The organism is Streptomyces gobitricini (genome assembly GCF_039532985.1).
GTDB lineage: Bacteria > Actinomycetota > Actinomycetes > Streptomycetales > Streptomycetaceae > Streptomyces > Streptomyces gobitricini.
The window spans coordinates 95,367-111,673 of sequence record NZ_BAAASR010000040.1 but is presented as its reverse complement, the minus strand read 5'-3'; the positions used below and the strand labels follow the sequence as shown (position 1 = coordinate 111,673).

Genomic DNA, 16,307 nt, shown 5'->3' with positions numbered 1-16,307 from the left:
GACGGCCGTGCCGCGCGGGCGGGCGCCATCGCCGCGTGGCGGGCCGGAGCGCGTGCCGCCGCCCGCGCCGAGGAGGCGGGGGCCGCCCTCTCCCTGCCGCCCCGGCCGCAGGGGCCCGCGGCCCCGGTGGGCGGCACACCGGCGGACCACGAGCCGCAGTGGTGGTCCCACGCCGCCGACCTCAACGACGACGAGGACGACGACACCGGCGAGGGCGGCGAGGGCGGCGACGGAGCTCCGCGCCGCGCGCTGCTGGCCGGGACCTGGAGCGACGGCCCGGGCTCCGGGCGCGGATCGGTCCCGGCGGGCGGCGGCGTCTCCCCGTACGGCACCAGGGACGCGCTGCGGGCCGACGCCCGGCGCCAGACCCGCGCACCCGGCGCCGAGGCCGTCGAGCCGTACGGCGCCGGACCGCACGCCGGGCCGCCCGGCCGGTGGGAGGGCGCCGCCGAGGCCGACCGGGCCGCCGCCGCCCAGGAGTACCGTGGTCCGGCCACGTCCCTCGCCGCCGAGCGCGCCCGTCAGGCGAGGATCGCCGTCGTCGGCGCCGTGACCGAGCGGTGGGCGCCCGAACAGGCCGGCCCGGTCCACGACACCTGGCAGCTCGCGCCGCCCATCGGCCCCTCCACCGACCTGTGGGCACTCGGCGCGCTGCTCTACCGCGCGGTCCAGGGGCACGCCCCGTACCCCGAGGAGAACGCGGCCGAACTGGTTCAGCTGGTGTGCTCCGAGCCGCCCGCGTTCGCCGAGGAGTGCGGCCCGCTGCGGCCGGTCGTCGAGTCCCTGCTGCGTCAGGACCCGACGGAGCGACCCGACTTCGAGGAGCTGCGCGGCTGGCTGCGCTCGCTCATCCGGTCGGCGCCGGAGCCCAACGCGGGCACCGGGGTCGTGCCGATGCCGTCCGTCGACGCCACCCGCCTGCCCATCGTGCGCCGCCGGGGCGAACTGGTCCGCCGTCGCCGGCCCGGCGCGTCCCGAGCGGCCCAGGGCCGCCACCGCCACAGCAGGAGGACACGCCCCGCGGCGACCACCGCGCCCCGGGTCACCCACGAGACCCGCGCCCCTCGCGCGCCCCGCGAAAGCCACGCCCCCCGCACCCTCGGGCGAGTCCTGCTGCTGGGCATCCTGCTCGTGCTCGCCGCCGCCATCGCGTACGCCGTGATGTTCATGCCCAAGGCGCAGACGCCGTCCCAGGGGCAGGTCCCACAGGGTTCGCAGCAGCCGCAAGGACCCCAACAGCCTCCGCAGCCACAGCCGCAGCCGTCCGGGACACCGGAGGACCAGTCCGTCCCCAGCGCCCCCGCGCCCTCCACCAACACCGTCACACCCGGCGCGCCCGACGCACCGGACATGGCGGCCGGGTACACGGTGCGTGACGACCCCGAGGGCTTCCGGATCGGTGTCGACAAGACCTGGCAGCGCAACCCCATCAACGACGTGGGCCAGGTCCGTTACACCGGCGGTGACTTCACCCTGATCGTCGTCCCCGGCCGGGACACCGTCCGGACGGCGGGCAGCGACCCCCTGGAGTACCAGCGCACCAAGGAGCGCGAACTGCAGCCCTGGCGGGACAGCAGTTGGGCGACGGCCAGCGGACTGCGCCGGATAGACGTGGGCCGACAGGTCATGGCGGAAGGCCAGTTCACCTGGTCGGACGCCAGCGGCCGTGAGGTGTACGTCCGGAACCTCGCCCTGATCATCGGCGACCGCTACCACGTCGTACAGGTCATAGGCCCCGAGACACAGCGTGACAAGGTGTCCGAGATCTACCAGCAGGCCGTCGGCGCCTACCGCTCGACCCGCTGAGCGACCGCCCCAACAGCCGCCCGCCCACCCGGGATACGCCGGTAACCCCAGGTACGCATCACAGAGCGGTCTCCTTGGCAACCCCGAGGTTTCGGCCATGGCGCCACCCTCCGTAATCTGGACCCCGAAGGAACGAGCGGGGGACAGTGGAACACTCTCAAGGCATGGGCACGGGACTCGTGCTCGCCGGGCGCTACCGGTTGAGCGAGGCCATCGGCCGCGGTGGTATGGGCAAGGTCTGGCGCGCCCACGACGAGGTGCTGCACCGCACGGTGGCGGTCAAAGAACTCACGGCCGGCAAGTACGTCTCCGAGGCCGACCGGGCCGTACTCCACGCCCGTACGCAGAAGGAGGCACGCGCCGCCGCCCGCATCACGCACCCCGGCGTCGTCACCGTCCACGACGTGCTGGAACACGACGACCGCCCCTGGATCGTGATGCAGTACGTCGACGGCCCCTCGCTCGCCGACGCGGCCAAGGCGGCCGAAAATCGCCGTATCGAGGCCCGTGAGGCGGCCCGTATCGGGCTGCACGTCGTGGGGGCGCTGCGCGCCGCGCATGCGGCCGGAGTGCTGCACCGGGACGTCAAGCCCGGCAATGTCCTGCTGGCCCGCGACGGCCGGGTGCTCCTCACCGACTTCGGGATCGCCGCCATCGAGGGCGACTCCACCATCACCCGTACCGGAGAACTCGTCGGTTCCATCGAGTACCTGGCACCCGAGCGGGTACGCGGCGGCGACCCGGGGCCCGCCTCCGACCTCTGGTCACTCGGCGTCACGCTGTACACGGCGGTCGAGGGCACCTCACCCTTCCACCGCACGTCACCGCTGAGCGTCATGCAGGCGGCAGTGAACGAGGAACCGCCGCCCGCCCGGTACGCGGGCGCCCTCGAACCCGTCATCATCGCCCTGCTGCGCAAGGATCCGGCGGACCGCCCCGGCGCCGCGGAGGCCGAACGCATGCTGCTGGAGGCGATGGAGGGCCGCACCCCGGCGACCGCGCAGGCCTACGTCCCGACGCGGACGATGAGCCGGGACGACCTCCCGGGGGCGACCGCGAAACTCCCACCGCCCGGGCAACGGGCCGCCGAGTCCGGGTCCTCGGAAGGGAGACCCGCCGACAGGAAGGCCACCGACAGGAAGGCCACCGACGGGGACGCCGGGCGCCGGTGGACCTCGAAGCTCCGGGCAGCGGGCTCCGGGGCGGATGACCTCCGGACCCCGCACCACCCGGCCGCGCACCACCCGGCCACCGGCCTTCCGAGAGACCGGCAGCGCACGGAACCCCGCGGCCCCGGCGACCCCGGCGGCCCGGGTGCCCCGGGCGACCGGGGGGCGGCCACCCCGGAGTCCCGCCGCGGCCATTGGCGGACGGCCGCCCTCGTGACCGTCCTCGCCCTCGCCGTGGGCAGTGCGGCGGGTTTCGCCGTGATGCGGTACGGGAACGACGACACGGCCCGCGCGGCCACGGCCGACCGGAAGGGGTCGACGGACGCCGTTCCGGATGGCTGGGACCGGGTCGAGGACCCGTCGGGTTTCAGCCTTCTCGTACCGGAGGGCTGGAAGCGCCGGACGGAAGGCGGTCAGATCGACTACACGCCGGACAACGGCCGCCACCTCATCCGTATCAGTGCCGACGCCTCACCGGACTTCGAGAATCCCTGCCTTCACATGCTCGATATCGAGAAAGGGCTGAAGAAGCGGCTTCCCCGGTATGAGCGGAAGGTGCTGCACACGAACACGTTCCGTGATCAACTGGAATCCTGTCTGTGGGAGTTCACCTGGGTCGAGAAGAACGCCAACGCGGGCGAGCGGCACGCGATCGACCAGGTGTACTACGCGGACGACGGAACCGAGTACGCGCTGTTCATGTCCGCTCCCGCGGCCGACTGGCCGGTGACCAGGGAGCAGTTCGACATCGTGCTGCGCGGCTGGCGTCCCGCCGGGGAGTGACCCCCGGCGCGAGCAGAGGGGATGTGCCGTGTCCGGATCGGGGCAGCAGCGGCGGATCGTCGGACGCTACCGGCTGGAGGCCCGGCTCGGGCGCGGAGGCATGGGTACGGTCTGGCGGGCGTACGACGAGCTGCTCGGCCGCCGCGTAGCCGTCAAGGAGCTCCACGTCGATGTGGGGGCCGCCCTCCATCCCACCCTCCGCGAAGCCCGTGCCATCGCGCGCGTGCACCACCCGCATATCGTCTGCGTCCATGACGTCGTCGAGGAGGACGACGTCCCGTACATCGTGATGGAGCTGATCGAGGGTGGCTCGCTGGCCGAGCGGGTCGCGGCCCGCGGCCCGCTCGACGCCCGCGAGGCGGCCCGCGTCGGCCTCGCGCTGCTGAGCGCCCTGCGCGCGGCTCACGCGCTGGGGGTGCTGCACCGGGACCTGAAACCCGCCAACGTCCTGCTGGAGGAGGGCACCGGGCGTGTCGTGCTCACCGACTTCGGGATCGCCCAGCTGGCCGGGTCGACGACGATCACCGAGGCGGGGATGTTCGTCGGCTCGCCGGAGTACACCGCGCCCGAGCGGATGCAGGGCGCGCAGGCCGGTCCCGAGACGGACCTGTGGTCGCTGGGGGCGCTGCTGTGCGCGACGCTGACCGGCCAGTCGCCGTTCCACCGGGACTCGCTGGGCGGGGTGCTGCACGCCGTGGTGGAGGAGGACTTCAGGCCGCCCGCGGCGGCGGGTCCCCTGCTGCCCGTCGTACGGGGCCTGTTGCAGCGCGACCCGGCCCGGCGGATGGGTGCGGCCGAGGCGGAACGGCTCCTGCGGGCGTACGCGGGGGCAGCCGGACCGCGGGGGTACGAGCAGGGCGGGTACGAGCAGCGGGGTTACGAGCAGGCGGGTTATGAGCAGGGCGGTTACGAGGACCGGGGGTACGGGCGGCGCGGGCACGGGGGCACCGGCGACGCACCGCCGTCGTTCACCGGCGACGCACCGCCGTCGTACACGTCGTACTCCGGCAGGGTGCCCGGCGTCGCCGGTCCGTACGCCGATGCCGTCCCGCCCCGCGCCGACGGCTCCCACCCCGCGCCCTCCGACGCCGTCCCGGCCCGTGCGGGGGGTGCCGGCGCACGCGCCCGTGCCCGCATCCGCGACCGCGCGCGGCCCCACGCCGGTGCCGCGCCCCCGCACCGGGACGCCGTACCCCCGCACGCCGGCCGCCCCGCCCGGCCGCGGTTCCGTACGCCGGTGGTGGCCGCCGTGCTCCTGGTGACCCTCGCCGGGGCCGGCGCCGCGGGCGTACTGCTCCTGCGGGGTGACGGCGGCGGTGGCGGAGGCGGCGGCGACCACCCGACGGCCACCGTCTCCCCGTCGGCGGACGGGCTCAGCAGCCCGAACACGCCCGGCGCGGCAGCCGGTACCGGCTCCGGCCCGGGGCCCACCCTCGGTCCCACGCCGGCCCCCGGTGCCTCCCGTCCGCCCGCCGGGAGCCACGCCCCGGGCCCCTCCCACGCCCGCGTGCCCAGTGGGTACCGCTCCGCCTCCGACCCGCGCGGCTTCTCGCTGACCGTTCCGGTCGGTTACGTCCGGTCCACCGACGACCGGCGGGTCTTCTACATGTCGTCCGACAGGTCGATGCGGATCGGCATCCGGGTCCAGGCCCCGGACGCGGGCGGCCCCCTCGGGTACATGCACCGCGCCCACGCCAACGGCCCCGAGGCGTATCCCGGCTACCGCGACGCGAAGGTCACGCCCACGACGCACAACGGACTGGCGGCCGCGCTCCGGGAGTTCACCTGGAACGGTTTCGCGGCCCCAGAAGGGGCTCGGCGGACGTACGACATCTGCTGGGACGAGAGCGGGCGGATGTACGACGTGTGGGTCTCCGCGCCGGTGGCCCGGCTCGACGAGCTGAAGCGGCACTTCGACACCGTTCTCGATTCCTTCCGGGTGCGGCACTCCTGATCAGGGCTTATTTGCCAGTGAACACTGGCACGGTGTGAGCGGCCGGTGAAAAGCTGTTACCGGCGGGTACCGCACGGGCCCCATCCGGCATACCCTCGCCCCCATGACGGACACGACGGACACGCAGGCGACGGACACGCAGGCCGGTCCCGCCACACCTCTCGGCACGAACCCGATCGCCCCCGCCCCGGCCGGCGCCCGTACCGCCGCCGACGTGGTCACGCCGGAAGTGGTCGCCCAGCTCACCCGTGGCGTCGTCGGTTCCGGCCGGACCGCCAACCACACCCCGTTCACCGGGGAACGGCTGGCCGAGCTGCCCGAGTCCACGCCCGGGGACGTCGCCGAGGCGTTCGCCCGGGCCCGCGCCGCGCAGCCCGTCTGGGCCGCCACGCCGGTACGCGCGCGTGCCGCCGTCCTCCTCCGTTTCCACGACCTGGTCCTCCAGCGGCAGGCCGAGGTCCTCGACCTGATCCAGCTGGAGACGGGCAAGGCCCGGCTGCACGCCCACGAAGAGGTCCAGGCCGTCGCCGTCGCCGCCCGCCACTACGGCCGCCGCGCGGCCGCGTACCTCAGGCCGAAGCGCCACACCGGCGTCGTACCGACCCTCACCAAGGTGACCGAGCTGCGCCAGCCGCGCGGGGTCGTCGGCCAGATAGCGCCCTGGAACTACCCGCTGGAACTGTCCGTCGGGGACGCGCTGCCCGCCTTCGTCTCCGGCAACGCGGTGGTGATGAAACCCGACACCGAGACCGCGCTCACCGCCCTGTGGGCACGGGACCTGCTGATCGAGGCAGGCCTGCCCGCCGAGGTGTTCCAGGTCGTCCTCGGCGACGGGCCGGTCATCGGCCCCGAGGTCGTCGAGCACGCCGACTACGTGTCGTTCACCGGCTCCACCCGCACCGGACGCGAGGTCGCCCGGGGCGCGGCGGCCCGCCTCGTCGGCGTCTCCCTCGAACTGGGCGGCAAGAACGCCATGCTGGTGCTCCACGACGCGGACGTGGAGAAGGCCGCCGCGGGCGCCGTACGCGCCTGCTTCTCCTCGGCCGGCCAGCTCTGCATCTCCATCGAGCGGCTGTACGTCCACGAGTCGATAGCCGACGCCTTCGTGGAGCGCTTCGCCACCCGGACGAAGGCGATGCGGCTCGGCAACTCCCTCGCGTACGGCGCCGACATGGGGTCCCTGGTCGGCGAGCGGCAGCTGGAGACCGTCACACGGCACGTGGAGGAGGCCGTCGCCAAGGGCGCCACGGTCGTCGCGGGCGGTGTCGCACGCCCCGACATCGGCCCCCTCTTCTACGAGCCGACCATCCTGGAGGGCGTCCAGGAGCCGATGGCCGTGTGTGCCGAGGAGACCTTCGGGCCCGTGGTGTCCCTCTACCGCTTCACCGACGAGGACGAGGTCGTCGAGCGCGCCAACGCCACCGCGTACGGCCTCAACGCCAGCGTCTGGACCAAGGACGGGCGCCGCGGCCACGCCGTCGCCGCCAAGCTCCGCACCGGCACCGTCAACATCAACGAGGGATACGCGCCGGCGTACGGCAGCGTCCAGTCGACCATGGGCGGCATGAAGGACTCCGGCCTCGGCCGCCGGCACGGCGCCGAGGGCATCCTCAAGTACACCGAGGCCCAGACCGTGGCGCAGCAGCGGGTGATCCCGCTCGCGCCCGCCTTCGGCATGGACGACGAGCAGTACGCGGCGCTCATGAACCGCAGCCTGCGCCTGATGAAGGCGTTCCGCTTCCGCTAGACCTTCCCCACTTCGGTACGAGGAGAGCCCATGCCCCAGGTCCCCCCTGCCCGCCACCAGGGCGGTTCGCCCGGTACGTACGACTATGACGTCATCGTCGTCGGCTCCGGCTTCGGCGGCTCGGTCTCGGCCCTCCGCCTGACGGAGAAGGGGTACCGGGTCGGCGTGCTGGAGGCGGGCCGCCGCTTCACCCCCGGCACCCTGCCCAAGAGCTCCTGGGACGTGAAGAACTACCTGTGGGCCCCTGCCCTGGGACTCTTCGGCCTCCAGCGCATCCACCTCCTCGGCAACGTCATGGTGCTGGCCGGCGCCGGGGTGGGCGGCGGCTCCCTCAACTACGCCAACACCCTCTACGTACCGCCGGAGCCGTTCTTCCGGGACAAGCAGTGGGCGTCGATCACCGACTGGCAGGAGGAGCTGGCCCCGTACTACGACCAGGCCAAGCGCATGCTGGGCGTACGGCTCAACCCGACGATGACCCCCTCCGACGTCCACCTCAAGGCGGCCGCCCAGGCGATGGGCGTCGGCGACACGTTCCACCTCGCGCCGGTCGGAGTCTTCTTCGGGGACGGCGAGGACGCCGGCGGCTCGGCGAAGGTCAGGCCGGGCGAGAAGGCCGACGATCCGTACTTCGGCGGGGCGGGACCGGCCCGCCGCGCGTGCACCGAGTGCGGGGAGTGCATGACGGGCTGCCGGCACGGCGCGAAGAACAACCTCACCGAGAACTACCTGTACCTCGCCGAGAAGGCCGGGGCGGTCATCCACCCCATGACCACGGTCACCGCCATCACCGAGGCCCCCTCGGGCGAGGGTTACGTCGTCTCGACCGTCCCCACGCACCGCCGCCGCAAGGCCGCCCCGCGGCCGCTGCGCTGCCGGTACGTCGTCGTCGCGGCCGGCACGTACGGCACCCAGACGCTGCTGCACCGCATGAAGGACGAGGGGAAACTGCCCCGCGTCTCCGACCGCCTCGGCGAGCTGACCCGTACCAACTCCGAGGCGCTCGTCGGCTCCCAGACCACCGACCGCCGCTACCGCAAGCGGCACGGTCACGCGCGCGTGGACTTCACCCAGGGCGTCGCCATCACCTCGTCCATCCACCCGGACGCCAACACCCACATCGAACCGGTCCGCTACGGCAAGGGCTCCAACGCCATGGGGTCCCTCTCGATCCTCCAGGTCCCCTACGCCGAACGCCGGGTCAGGGCATGGCTCGGCAACGTGGTCCGCCACCCGCTGCTGACCATGCGGTCGCTGTCCAACCGCCGCTGGTCGGAGCGGACCATCATCGGGCTCGTCATGCAGTCCGTGGACAACTCCCTGACCACCTACCGCAAGCGCGCGGGTGTCGGGAAGGGCCTGCTCACCGCCCGCCAGGGCCACGGCGCCCCCAACCCCAAGCAGATCGCCGAGGGCACCCGGGCCGCGAGTTTCCTGGCGGAGGAGATCAACGGCTTCGCCGGCTCCAACGTCGGCGAACTGGTGGGCACCCCGCTCACCGCCCACTTCCTGGGCGGCTGCGTGATCGGAGCGACGGCGGAGGACGGCGTCATCGACCCGTACCACCGCCTCCACGGCCACCCGGGCATCTCGGTCGTCGACGGCGCGGCGGTCTCGGCGAACCTCGGTGTGAACCCGTCCCTCACCATCACCGCCCAGGCGGAGCGCGCCATGTCCTTCTGGCCGAACAACGGCGAGCGGGACCCGCGGCCGGCGCAGGGCGCGGCGTACCAGCGCCTCGCCCCGGTCGCGCCCGCGTCGCCCGCGGTCCCGGCACACGCCTTCGGCGCCCTGAGGCTCCCGTTCCTCGGCATGCCGGTGGTCCCGCCGAAGCGGTAGGGGGAGAGCACGGCGGCGGAAACGCGGGAGCGGACACGAGAGAGGCGCTGCACCCCCCTCCGAGTGCAGCGCCTCTCTTGCTCTATGCGGTGGTACGCGTGTTACGCGGTGGCACCGCTGTTACGACGCTTCAGCGCGAAGACGACACCGGCACCGGCGACGACGGCGATACCACCGGCGATACCGATGGTCGGCAGCATCGAGGAGGAACCGGTCTCGGCGAGCTCACCCTCGACCTTGATCGGGGTCGAGCCGCCCTGCGGCTTCAGGTCGGCCGGCTTCTCGTCGGACGGCTTGGCCTCGCCGCCGTCACCGCCTTCGCTGCCAGCGGCCAGGACCTGGAAGTCGTAGTCCGCGTAGTCCTCGTAGCACTCGTCGTTCTTGTCGTAGCCCGTGGCGGCGAAGCCGAGGGCGGCGCCGGCGGGCGCGGCCTTGTCGATCGAGATGCGCAGCTGGATGGTGCGGTTCTCGTTCTTCTTCAGGTTGACGACGTCGAAGAAGAAGCCGATGCTCTGGCCGGTGAGGTTGGCGCCGTTCTCCCACTGGCCGTTGGGCTTCTTGTACTCGATCTTGGCGTACTTCTCGACCAGGCGGTCGGTGTAGGCCTCCTCGTCGACGTCCTTGGCGTAGGACGCCCAGGCGCCGACGACGACCTCGTCGAGGGCTTCCGCGCTGTTGTTCTTGACGTTCAGCTGGAAGTTCTTCCAGCCGCTGCCCGCGACGATCTTGCTGGGGAGGTTGGAGAGCGAGACGTCGACGGCGGCCTGCTTGCAGACCTCCTCCTCCGTGATCTCCTCGTCGACGATCTCCTCGTCGACGATCTCCTCCTTGCCGGCCCCTTCCTCGTCCTTGCCGGTCTCGGCGCCCGGCTTGTCGGCGCCACCCTCGGCGCCGCCCGTGACCTTGTCCTCCTCGGTCTTCGAGCCCTCGCCCGTGGTGGCGTCGTTCTCGGTCTTGGTGCCGTCCTCGGTGGACGCCGCACCGTCGCCGGTCTGCGAACCGTCCTCGGTCTTGGTGCCGTCCTCCGTGGTGGCCGCACCGTCGTCGGTCTTGGTGCCCTCTTCGGTCGCCGTGGTGTCGTCGGCCGTACCGGTCCCCGCCTCGCCCGTGGCGCCGGAGGTCGAGGTCGTGCTGGTGGTGCCGTCCGTCGCGTACGCGGCCGGAGCCGCCAGGAAGGCGGCAGGGGCTATGACGGCGGTCGCGGCGGCGACCGCCATGGCGCGGCGAAGCTTCATGAAGACCTCAGTGAAGTCCGGGCGTGCCGCCTGGAGCGGCACGGTGTCGTGTGGGCCGACCCGGTGTGGGGTGTCACGGGTGTGGCCGTTGATTCCGCATGCATGACCTGCGACGTGCGGGGATGGTTGTACGCCAACTGACGAAAACTTTATGTGCGCTGCGTCACACATTCCGCCGTGCCTCTCCGCGCGCGCCCGTGCTGCAGAGGGGCGCGCAGGGCACGCAGGGCACGCAGGGCAGCAGAACAAGGGCCCCGCGGAAACGCTTCCGCGGGGCCCTTGGCCGTCGGCACCGGCGTCAGGGCAGCGCCGGGGCCGAGGGGAAGCGGCGCCGGGGGGTAACGCCGCTGGGCAGTGGTCGTGGGAGTGGTCCTGGACGGTGGTGCGGACCTTGGCGGTACGAGGTACGAGGTACGAGGTACGAGGTGCGGGGTGGGGGGCGGGACCGGAAGCGTCGGGCATCGTGCCGGCCGGCCGTGGGCGGGCGACCGTTCGGACCTGATGCGGTCGGCTCCGGGCGTCCCCGGAGCCGACCGCCTTTTCGGGTGACCGGGCTGCTGTCCCCTGCCGTCCGGTCACGCGCGCTGGAGCGAGGTCCCACGGCGCACCCCACGGGGAACGCCACACGCCCCAGCGGAGCCACGCGTGGTTTCTTCGGCCCGCCCCTGGCTGACACGGACACCGGGACCAACGAAGCCGTACGGGAGCGGTCACGCGCCGTACGGGTGAGAGCGCGCCCGAACTCAGATGCGGCCGCGGCACAGTTCCAGCATCGTCATCGCCAGCGACGTGCCCGGCCTGCCCAGGGCGTCGCGGTAGTGGGCCAGCACCTCCATCTCGCGCGCCAGGTGCACGCGCCGGCCGCCGGAGGAGACGCGGGCCTCCTGGATGACGGCCGAGACGGCCACACGTTCCTGGATGAGGCCGATGATCCGGTCGTCGAGCGCGTCGATGCGTTCACGCGCGCCCGTGATCACGTCCGCGGCCTCGTCGGTGCGGGCGCCGGTCCGGTCGGTGTGCACTGCGGTCATGGCGGGGCTCCTTTGGTGCTGGGCCCCGGGGCGGTGACGAGATCCGGAGAAACGACAGGCGCCCCGGACCTTGTCGGCCCGGGGCGCCTGGGGAAGTCGCTTGTCAGTTGCTCAAGCAGCACGACCATGGCAGCCGGACGGGCCCGGTGCCATAGGTAAAGACGAAGGTCGAGAGCTTGCGCATGCGGCCAGTATGGACCATCGGCCGAGCGGGACGGGTGCGGGTTCGGATGGTGAGACAAAGGCTCCCCCGGCCGCGCCGGTAGAATCGACATACAGACTCCTCCCCGCCGGAAGGCCGCCGTAGTGTCATCAGCGAATCCCGCTGCCGCGCCCGACGCCGTACTGGTCGTCGACTTCGGCGCGCAGTACGCCCAGCTCATCGCCCGCCGCGTCCGTGAGGCCCGGGTCTACAGCGAGATCGTCCCGTCCACCATGCCGGTGGCCGAGATGCTGGCCAAGAACCCCAAGGCGATCATCCTCTCCGGCGGCCCGTCCTCCGTGTACGAGGAGGGCGCCCCCCAGCTCGACCGCGAGCTCTTCGAGGCCGGCGTCCCGGTCTTCGGCATGTGCTACGGCTTCCAGCTGATGGCCACCACCCTCGGCGGCACCGTCGACAACACCGGCGCGCGCGAGTACGGCCGTACGCCCCTGCACGTCAGCAGGGTCTCCTCCACCCTCTTCGAGGGCACCCCGGCCGAGCAGCCGGTGTGGATGTCGCACGGCGACGCCTGCTCCGCCGCGCCGGAGGGGTTCACCGTCACCGCGTCCACGGACGTCGTGCCGGTCGCGGCGTTCGAGAACGACGAGAAGAAGCTGTACGGCGTGCAGTACCACCCCGAGGTGATGCACTCCACGCACGGCCAGCAGATCCTGGAGCACTTCCTCTACCGCGGCGCCGGCCTGCGCCCCGACTGGACCACCGGCAACGTCATCGAGGAGCAGGTCGAGGCGATCCGCGCGCAGGTCGGCGAGAAGCGCGCCATCTGCGGTCTGTCCGGCGGCGTCGACTCGGCGGTGGCGGCCGCCCTCGTGCAGAAGGCCATCGGCTCGCAGCTGACCTGCGTGTACGTCGACCACGGTCTGATGCGCAAGGGCGAGACCGAGCAGGTCGAGAAGGACTTCGTGGCCGCCACCGGCGTGCAGCTGAAGGTCGTCGACGCGCAGGACCGGTTCCTGAAGGCGCTCGCCGGGGTCTCCGACCCCGAGGAGAAGCGGAAGATCATCGGCCGTGAGTTCATCCGGGTCTTCGAGCAGGCCCAGGCCGAGATCGTCGCCGAGGCGCCGGACGACCACCCCGTCGAGTTCCTCGTCCAGGGCACCCTCTACCCGGACGTCGTCGAGTCGGGCGGCGGTACGGGCACGGCCAACATCAAGTCCCACCACAACGTGGGCGGGCTTCCCGAGGACCTCGAGTTCCAGCTGATCGAGCCGCTGCGCAAGCTGTTCAAGGACGAGGTCCGGATGGTCGGCGCGGAGCTGGGCCTGCCGGAGGAGATCGTCCAGCGCCAGCCGTTCCCGGGCCCCGGACTCGGTATCCGTATCGTCGGCGAGGTCACCAAGGAGCGTCTGGACCTGCTGCGCGAGGCCGACGCGATCGCCCGCGAGGAACTGTCGGCCGCCGGACTCGACCGCGACATCTGGCAGTGCCCGGTCGTCCTGCTCGCCGACGTCCGGTCGGTGGGCGTGCAGGGTGACGGGCGTACGTACGGTCACCCGATCGTGCTGCGGCCCGTCTCGTCCGAGGACGCGATGACGGCGGACTGGACGCGGATGCCGTACGACGTGCTGGCGAAGATCTCGACGCGGATCACCAACGAGGTGAAGGACGTCAACCGGGTGGTGCTCGACGTGACGTCGAAGCCGCCGGGCACCATCGAGTGGGAGTGATCCCCGGGTGGTGAACCCGCGAGCGGTGGGCCCCGGGCGGTGGGACACCGGTGGTGAACCCCCGGTGGGGGCGCCCCCGCTCGGAAGTTCCCGCTCCGCGCCGACCGAAGCCGTCGCCTACTTCCTGTGGGCGGCGGCTTCGAGCGTGAAGTCGTCGTAGTGGAAGCCCGGCGCGACCACGCAGGTGACCAGGACCGGCTCGTCACCCGCGGGTTCGGCCGCCTGCCAGGTGCCGGCCGGGACGAGGAGCTGGGGCTGCTCCCCGGTCTCGACGGACGGGCCCAGTACCAGGTCCCAGGGCTCGGACGGGGTGTCGCCCCCGCCGCCCAGCGAGAGGCGGAGCGGTCCGCCGCGGTGCCAGAGCCACAGCTCGTCGGAGCGCACGCGGTGCCAGCGCGACCGCTCACCGGGATGGAGCAGGAAGTAGATGCCGGTCGCGTAGGTGCGGGGGCCGGGGTAGCCGTCCGGCGCGGTCGTGCCCGTCGTCTTCCAGGTCTCCCGGAACCAGCCGCCCTCGATGTGGGGCTCCAGCTCGAGGAGACCGACCAGCGGGGAGGGCGGGGTGCGGTCGTCGTCCGTCATGCGGTGCATTGTGCTCCAGCGGCCCCGCGTGGGTGTGCTCACCCCGGTCCGTTGCCGTGTCCGGCGGCATCTTTCCGGCCATGAGCGCGGCGGGGGCGCCTGTGCCGGTCCCCGTCGAGCCACCGGCGTGGCGGGCGGCCGGCCCAGCACGGGGCCCGCTTCCGCTCCGCTCCTGAACCGGCGCGCCGTCCGTCGCGTATCCCCGGGCGGGAATGCCGAGGAGAATCGGCTTCGGGAACAGCCGTGTGGAGAGGCAGGCCGGCGATGACGCACAGCCACCGGGCGACAGCGCGCTACGGGGACGCGGGTGAACCGCCCGGCTGGAGGGCGACCGCCGGACGGTACGCGCTGCTGCCGCTGCGGGTCTTCCTCGGGGTCACCTTCGTCTACGCCGGACTCGACAAGATCACCGACGACCGCTTCATGGCGGCGTCCGGGACCGGGTCGATCGGCGAGATGATGCGGTCCGTCCGGGACTCCTCCGCCCTGCCCTGGCTCGTCGACCTGGCGCTGAAGAACCCGGAAGGGTTCGGGTACGGCATCGCCTTCGGCGAGCTGGCCGTCGGGATCGGCACCCTCGCGGGACTGCTGGCGCGCCTCGCCGCGCTGGGCGGGGCGCTGATCTCGCTGAGCCTGTGGCTCACCGTGAGCTGGCAGGCCGACCCCTACTACTACGGCAACGATCTCCCCTATCTGATGGCGTGGCTGCCGCTGGTGCTGGCCGGCGCCCCGCTGCTGTCGCTCGACGCCGCCCTGGCGGCGCGCCGGCGCCGGGCGCGGTGACCGAGCCGGCCGGCGACACCCGCCAGCACCAGCCCGGCGCTCAGCAGGGGCAGCGCCGCGTACCAGGGCGTGCCCCAGGCGCCGGCCGCGTCGCCCGCGTAGAGCGCCGCGATGCCGAGGCCCGTGAGGCCCAGGACCAGCCGGCCCGGGCGGAACCCGTGGCGCCACGCGCCGTACTCGTCAGGACGCGGCACGGGTGACCTCCACCTGTCCGAGCGCGACCTCCAGGGTGAGGTCGAGCGTGCCCGCCGGGGACGTGCCCTTGGGCGGGGCGATCGTGCGGGTCGCCTCGCGGTCCGGGGCGATGTCGATGTCGCCGGGCGGGTCGGCCGGGAGGCGCAGGTCTCCGAACCCCACCTCCGCGCGCACCTGCACGGTCACGTTCCTCGGTACGACCACATGGAGACGGCCCGCGCCGACCTCGGCGGCGGTGCGCGCCGTGGCCTGCGCCGGGACGGCCAGCCGGGACAGGTCCAGGGTGCCGACGCCGGTGTCCAGCTCGTACCGGGGACGCAGGTCCGCGGTGGTCGCCGGCCTCCAGTCCGCCCGCATCCACTCCGTGCCGATCTGCCGGGGTATCAGCGCCGCGCCCGTCAGCAGCACGGCCGTGACCACCGTCATGAAGACCGTGCCGACGCCCGTCCGCCCGAGGAACGAAGCGGTCACGAGCCCGAGCGCGAACACCGCCAGCGCGGACACCAGCCCGATCTGCAGACACGCACCGAGCGGCTGCGACCCCCAGGACAGGCCGGTGCCGAGCCCGCCCGCCACCAGGGCCAGCAGCAGGACCACCCCGCCGATGGACCGCGGGCCCCGCCCGGCGACGGCCGCCGCTCCCGCCCCGCCGCTCCTCGCGGGGCGCCGCAGCAGGGCGTCCTCCACCCCCACGCCGTCCTCCGGACCCCACAGGTAACCGAGCGGGACCGGCCCCGACGTACCGTCCTTGACGATCGGCTCGCGCCACCACGACGGGGACTCGGGCGGCGGCGGCGCCTTGGTCTCCGGCGGCGCCTCCGCCACCGTGTGCGCCGTCACGGGGTCCGCCACCGCCTCGGGGCCGTCGACCAGCCGACGGCGCTGCGACCAGACGGCCGCCCCGCTGACGGCGATGATCAGCAGCAGCGAGAACGAGACGGTGCTTCCGTTGCCCAGCATCGACAGGAACAGACCGCAGCCGACCAGAGCCATCAGCAGTGCGATCAGCGAGGCGCCGTCGACCCGGCCCGACACCAGCCGCCGCGCCTCGTTCTCCTCGTCGCCGTCCGCGGTGACGAGGAGCCAGGCGAAACCGTAGAAGACCAGGCCGAGGCCTCCGGTCAGGGAGAGCACCCCGACCACGACCCGGAAGATCACCGGGTCGAGGTCGTAGTACCGTCCCAGCCCGCCGCACACCCCGGCCACCACCTTCCGGCGCGTGGAGCGCCGTAGCGGCGGACGAGGCGGTGCTCCACCGGTTTCGGCGGGAGCGGGGGTCGTACGCGTCATACG

The 16,307-nt window shown here is 73.0% G+C and carries 11 protein-coding genes; 7 read left to right on the top strand and 4 right to left on the bottom strand.

Features of this window, described 5'->3' with window-relative positions:
- The 5 genes from ABD347_RS27635 to ABD347_RS27615 form a co-directional block, all read left to right on the top strand.
- Positions 1–1,806: serine/threonine-protein kinase (locus ABD347_RS27635; RefSeq protein ID WP_486388599.1), on the top strand; the 1,806-nt coding region annotated here is incomplete at its 5' end.
- Between the two features lie 164 nt (positions 1,807–1,970).
- The gene (locus ABD347_RS27630; RefSeq protein ID WP_344366292.1) at positions 1,971–3,758 is read left to right on the top strand and encodes a serine/threonine-protein kinase; all 1,788 of its coding nucleotides are present in this window, start codon (positions 1,971–1,973) and stop codon (positions 3,756–3,758) included.
- A 100-nt stretch (positions 3,759–3,858) separates the two neighbouring features.
- Complete coding sequence (locus tag ABD347_RS27625) at positions 3,859–5,712, top strand: serine/threonine-protein kinase (RefSeq protein ID WP_425575783.1); 1,854 nt, start codon at positions 3,859–3,861, stop codon at positions 5,710–5,712.
- A 103-nt stretch (positions 5,713–5,815) separates the two neighbouring features.
- A complete protein-coding gene (locus ABD347_RS27620) occupies positions 5,816–7,459 on the top strand; it encodes a succinic semialdehyde dehydrogenase (RefSeq protein ID WP_344366288.1) in 1,644 nt (547 codons plus the stop codon).
- A 30-nt stretch (positions 7,460–7,489) separates the two neighbouring features.
- Positions 7,490–9,298, top strand: coding sequence for a GMC oxidoreductase (locus ABD347_RS27615; RefSeq protein ID WP_344366286.1), 1,809 nt, complete (start codon positions 7,490–7,492; stop codon positions 9,296–9,298).
- 101 nt (positions 9,299–9,399) lie between these two features.
- On the opposite strand, the gene ABD347_RS27610 is transcribed toward ABD347_RS27615, so the two are convergent.
- Positions 9,400–10,533, bottom strand: a complete 1,134-nt coding sequence (locus ABD347_RS27610; protein ID WP_344366284.1) for an LPXTG cell wall anchor domain-containing protein — start codon at positions 10,531–10,533, stop codon at positions 9,400–9,402.
- Positions 10,534–11,276: 743 nt separating this feature from the next.
- Positions 11,277–11,564, bottom strand: a complete 288-nt coding sequence (locus ABD347_RS27605; protein WP_344366283.1) for a chorismate mutase — start codon at positions 11,562–11,564, stop codon at positions 11,277–11,279.
- 306 nt (positions 11,565–11,870) lie between these two features.
- On the opposite strand from ABD347_RS27605, the gene guaA reads away from it, so the two are divergent.
- A complete protein-coding gene (gene guaA / locus ABD347_RS27600) occupies positions 11,871–13,454 on the top strand; it encodes a glutamine-hydrolyzing GMP synthase (protein WP_344366281.1) in 1,584 nt (527 codons plus the stop codon).
- Positions 13,455–13,571: 117 nt separating this feature from the next.
- Here the strand turns inward: guaA and ABD347_RS27595 are convergent, their stop codons facing one another.
- A complete protein-coding gene (locus ABD347_RS27595) occupies positions 13,572–14,036 on the bottom strand; it encodes a cupin domain-containing protein (protein ID WP_344366280.1) in 465 nt (154 codons plus the stop codon).
- A gap of 264 nt (positions 14,037–14,300) precedes the next feature.
- On the opposite strand from ABD347_RS27595, the gene ABD347_RS27590 reads away from it, so the two are divergent.
- Positions 14,301–14,819, top strand: coding sequence for a DoxX family membrane protein (locus tag ABD347_RS27590; protein ID WP_344366278.1), 519 nt, complete (start codon positions 14,301–14,303; stop codon positions 14,817–14,819).
- A 180-nt stretch (positions 14,820–14,999) separates the two neighbouring features.
- On the opposite strand, the gene ABD347_RS27585 is transcribed toward ABD347_RS27590, so the two are convergent.
- On the bottom strand, positions 15,000–16,304 hold the full coding sequence (locus ABD347_RS27585) for a PspC domain-containing protein (protein ID WP_344366277.1): 1,305 nt from the start codon (positions 16,302–16,304) through the stop codon (positions 15,000–15,002).
- Positions 16,305–16,307: the final 3 nt, after the last annotated feature.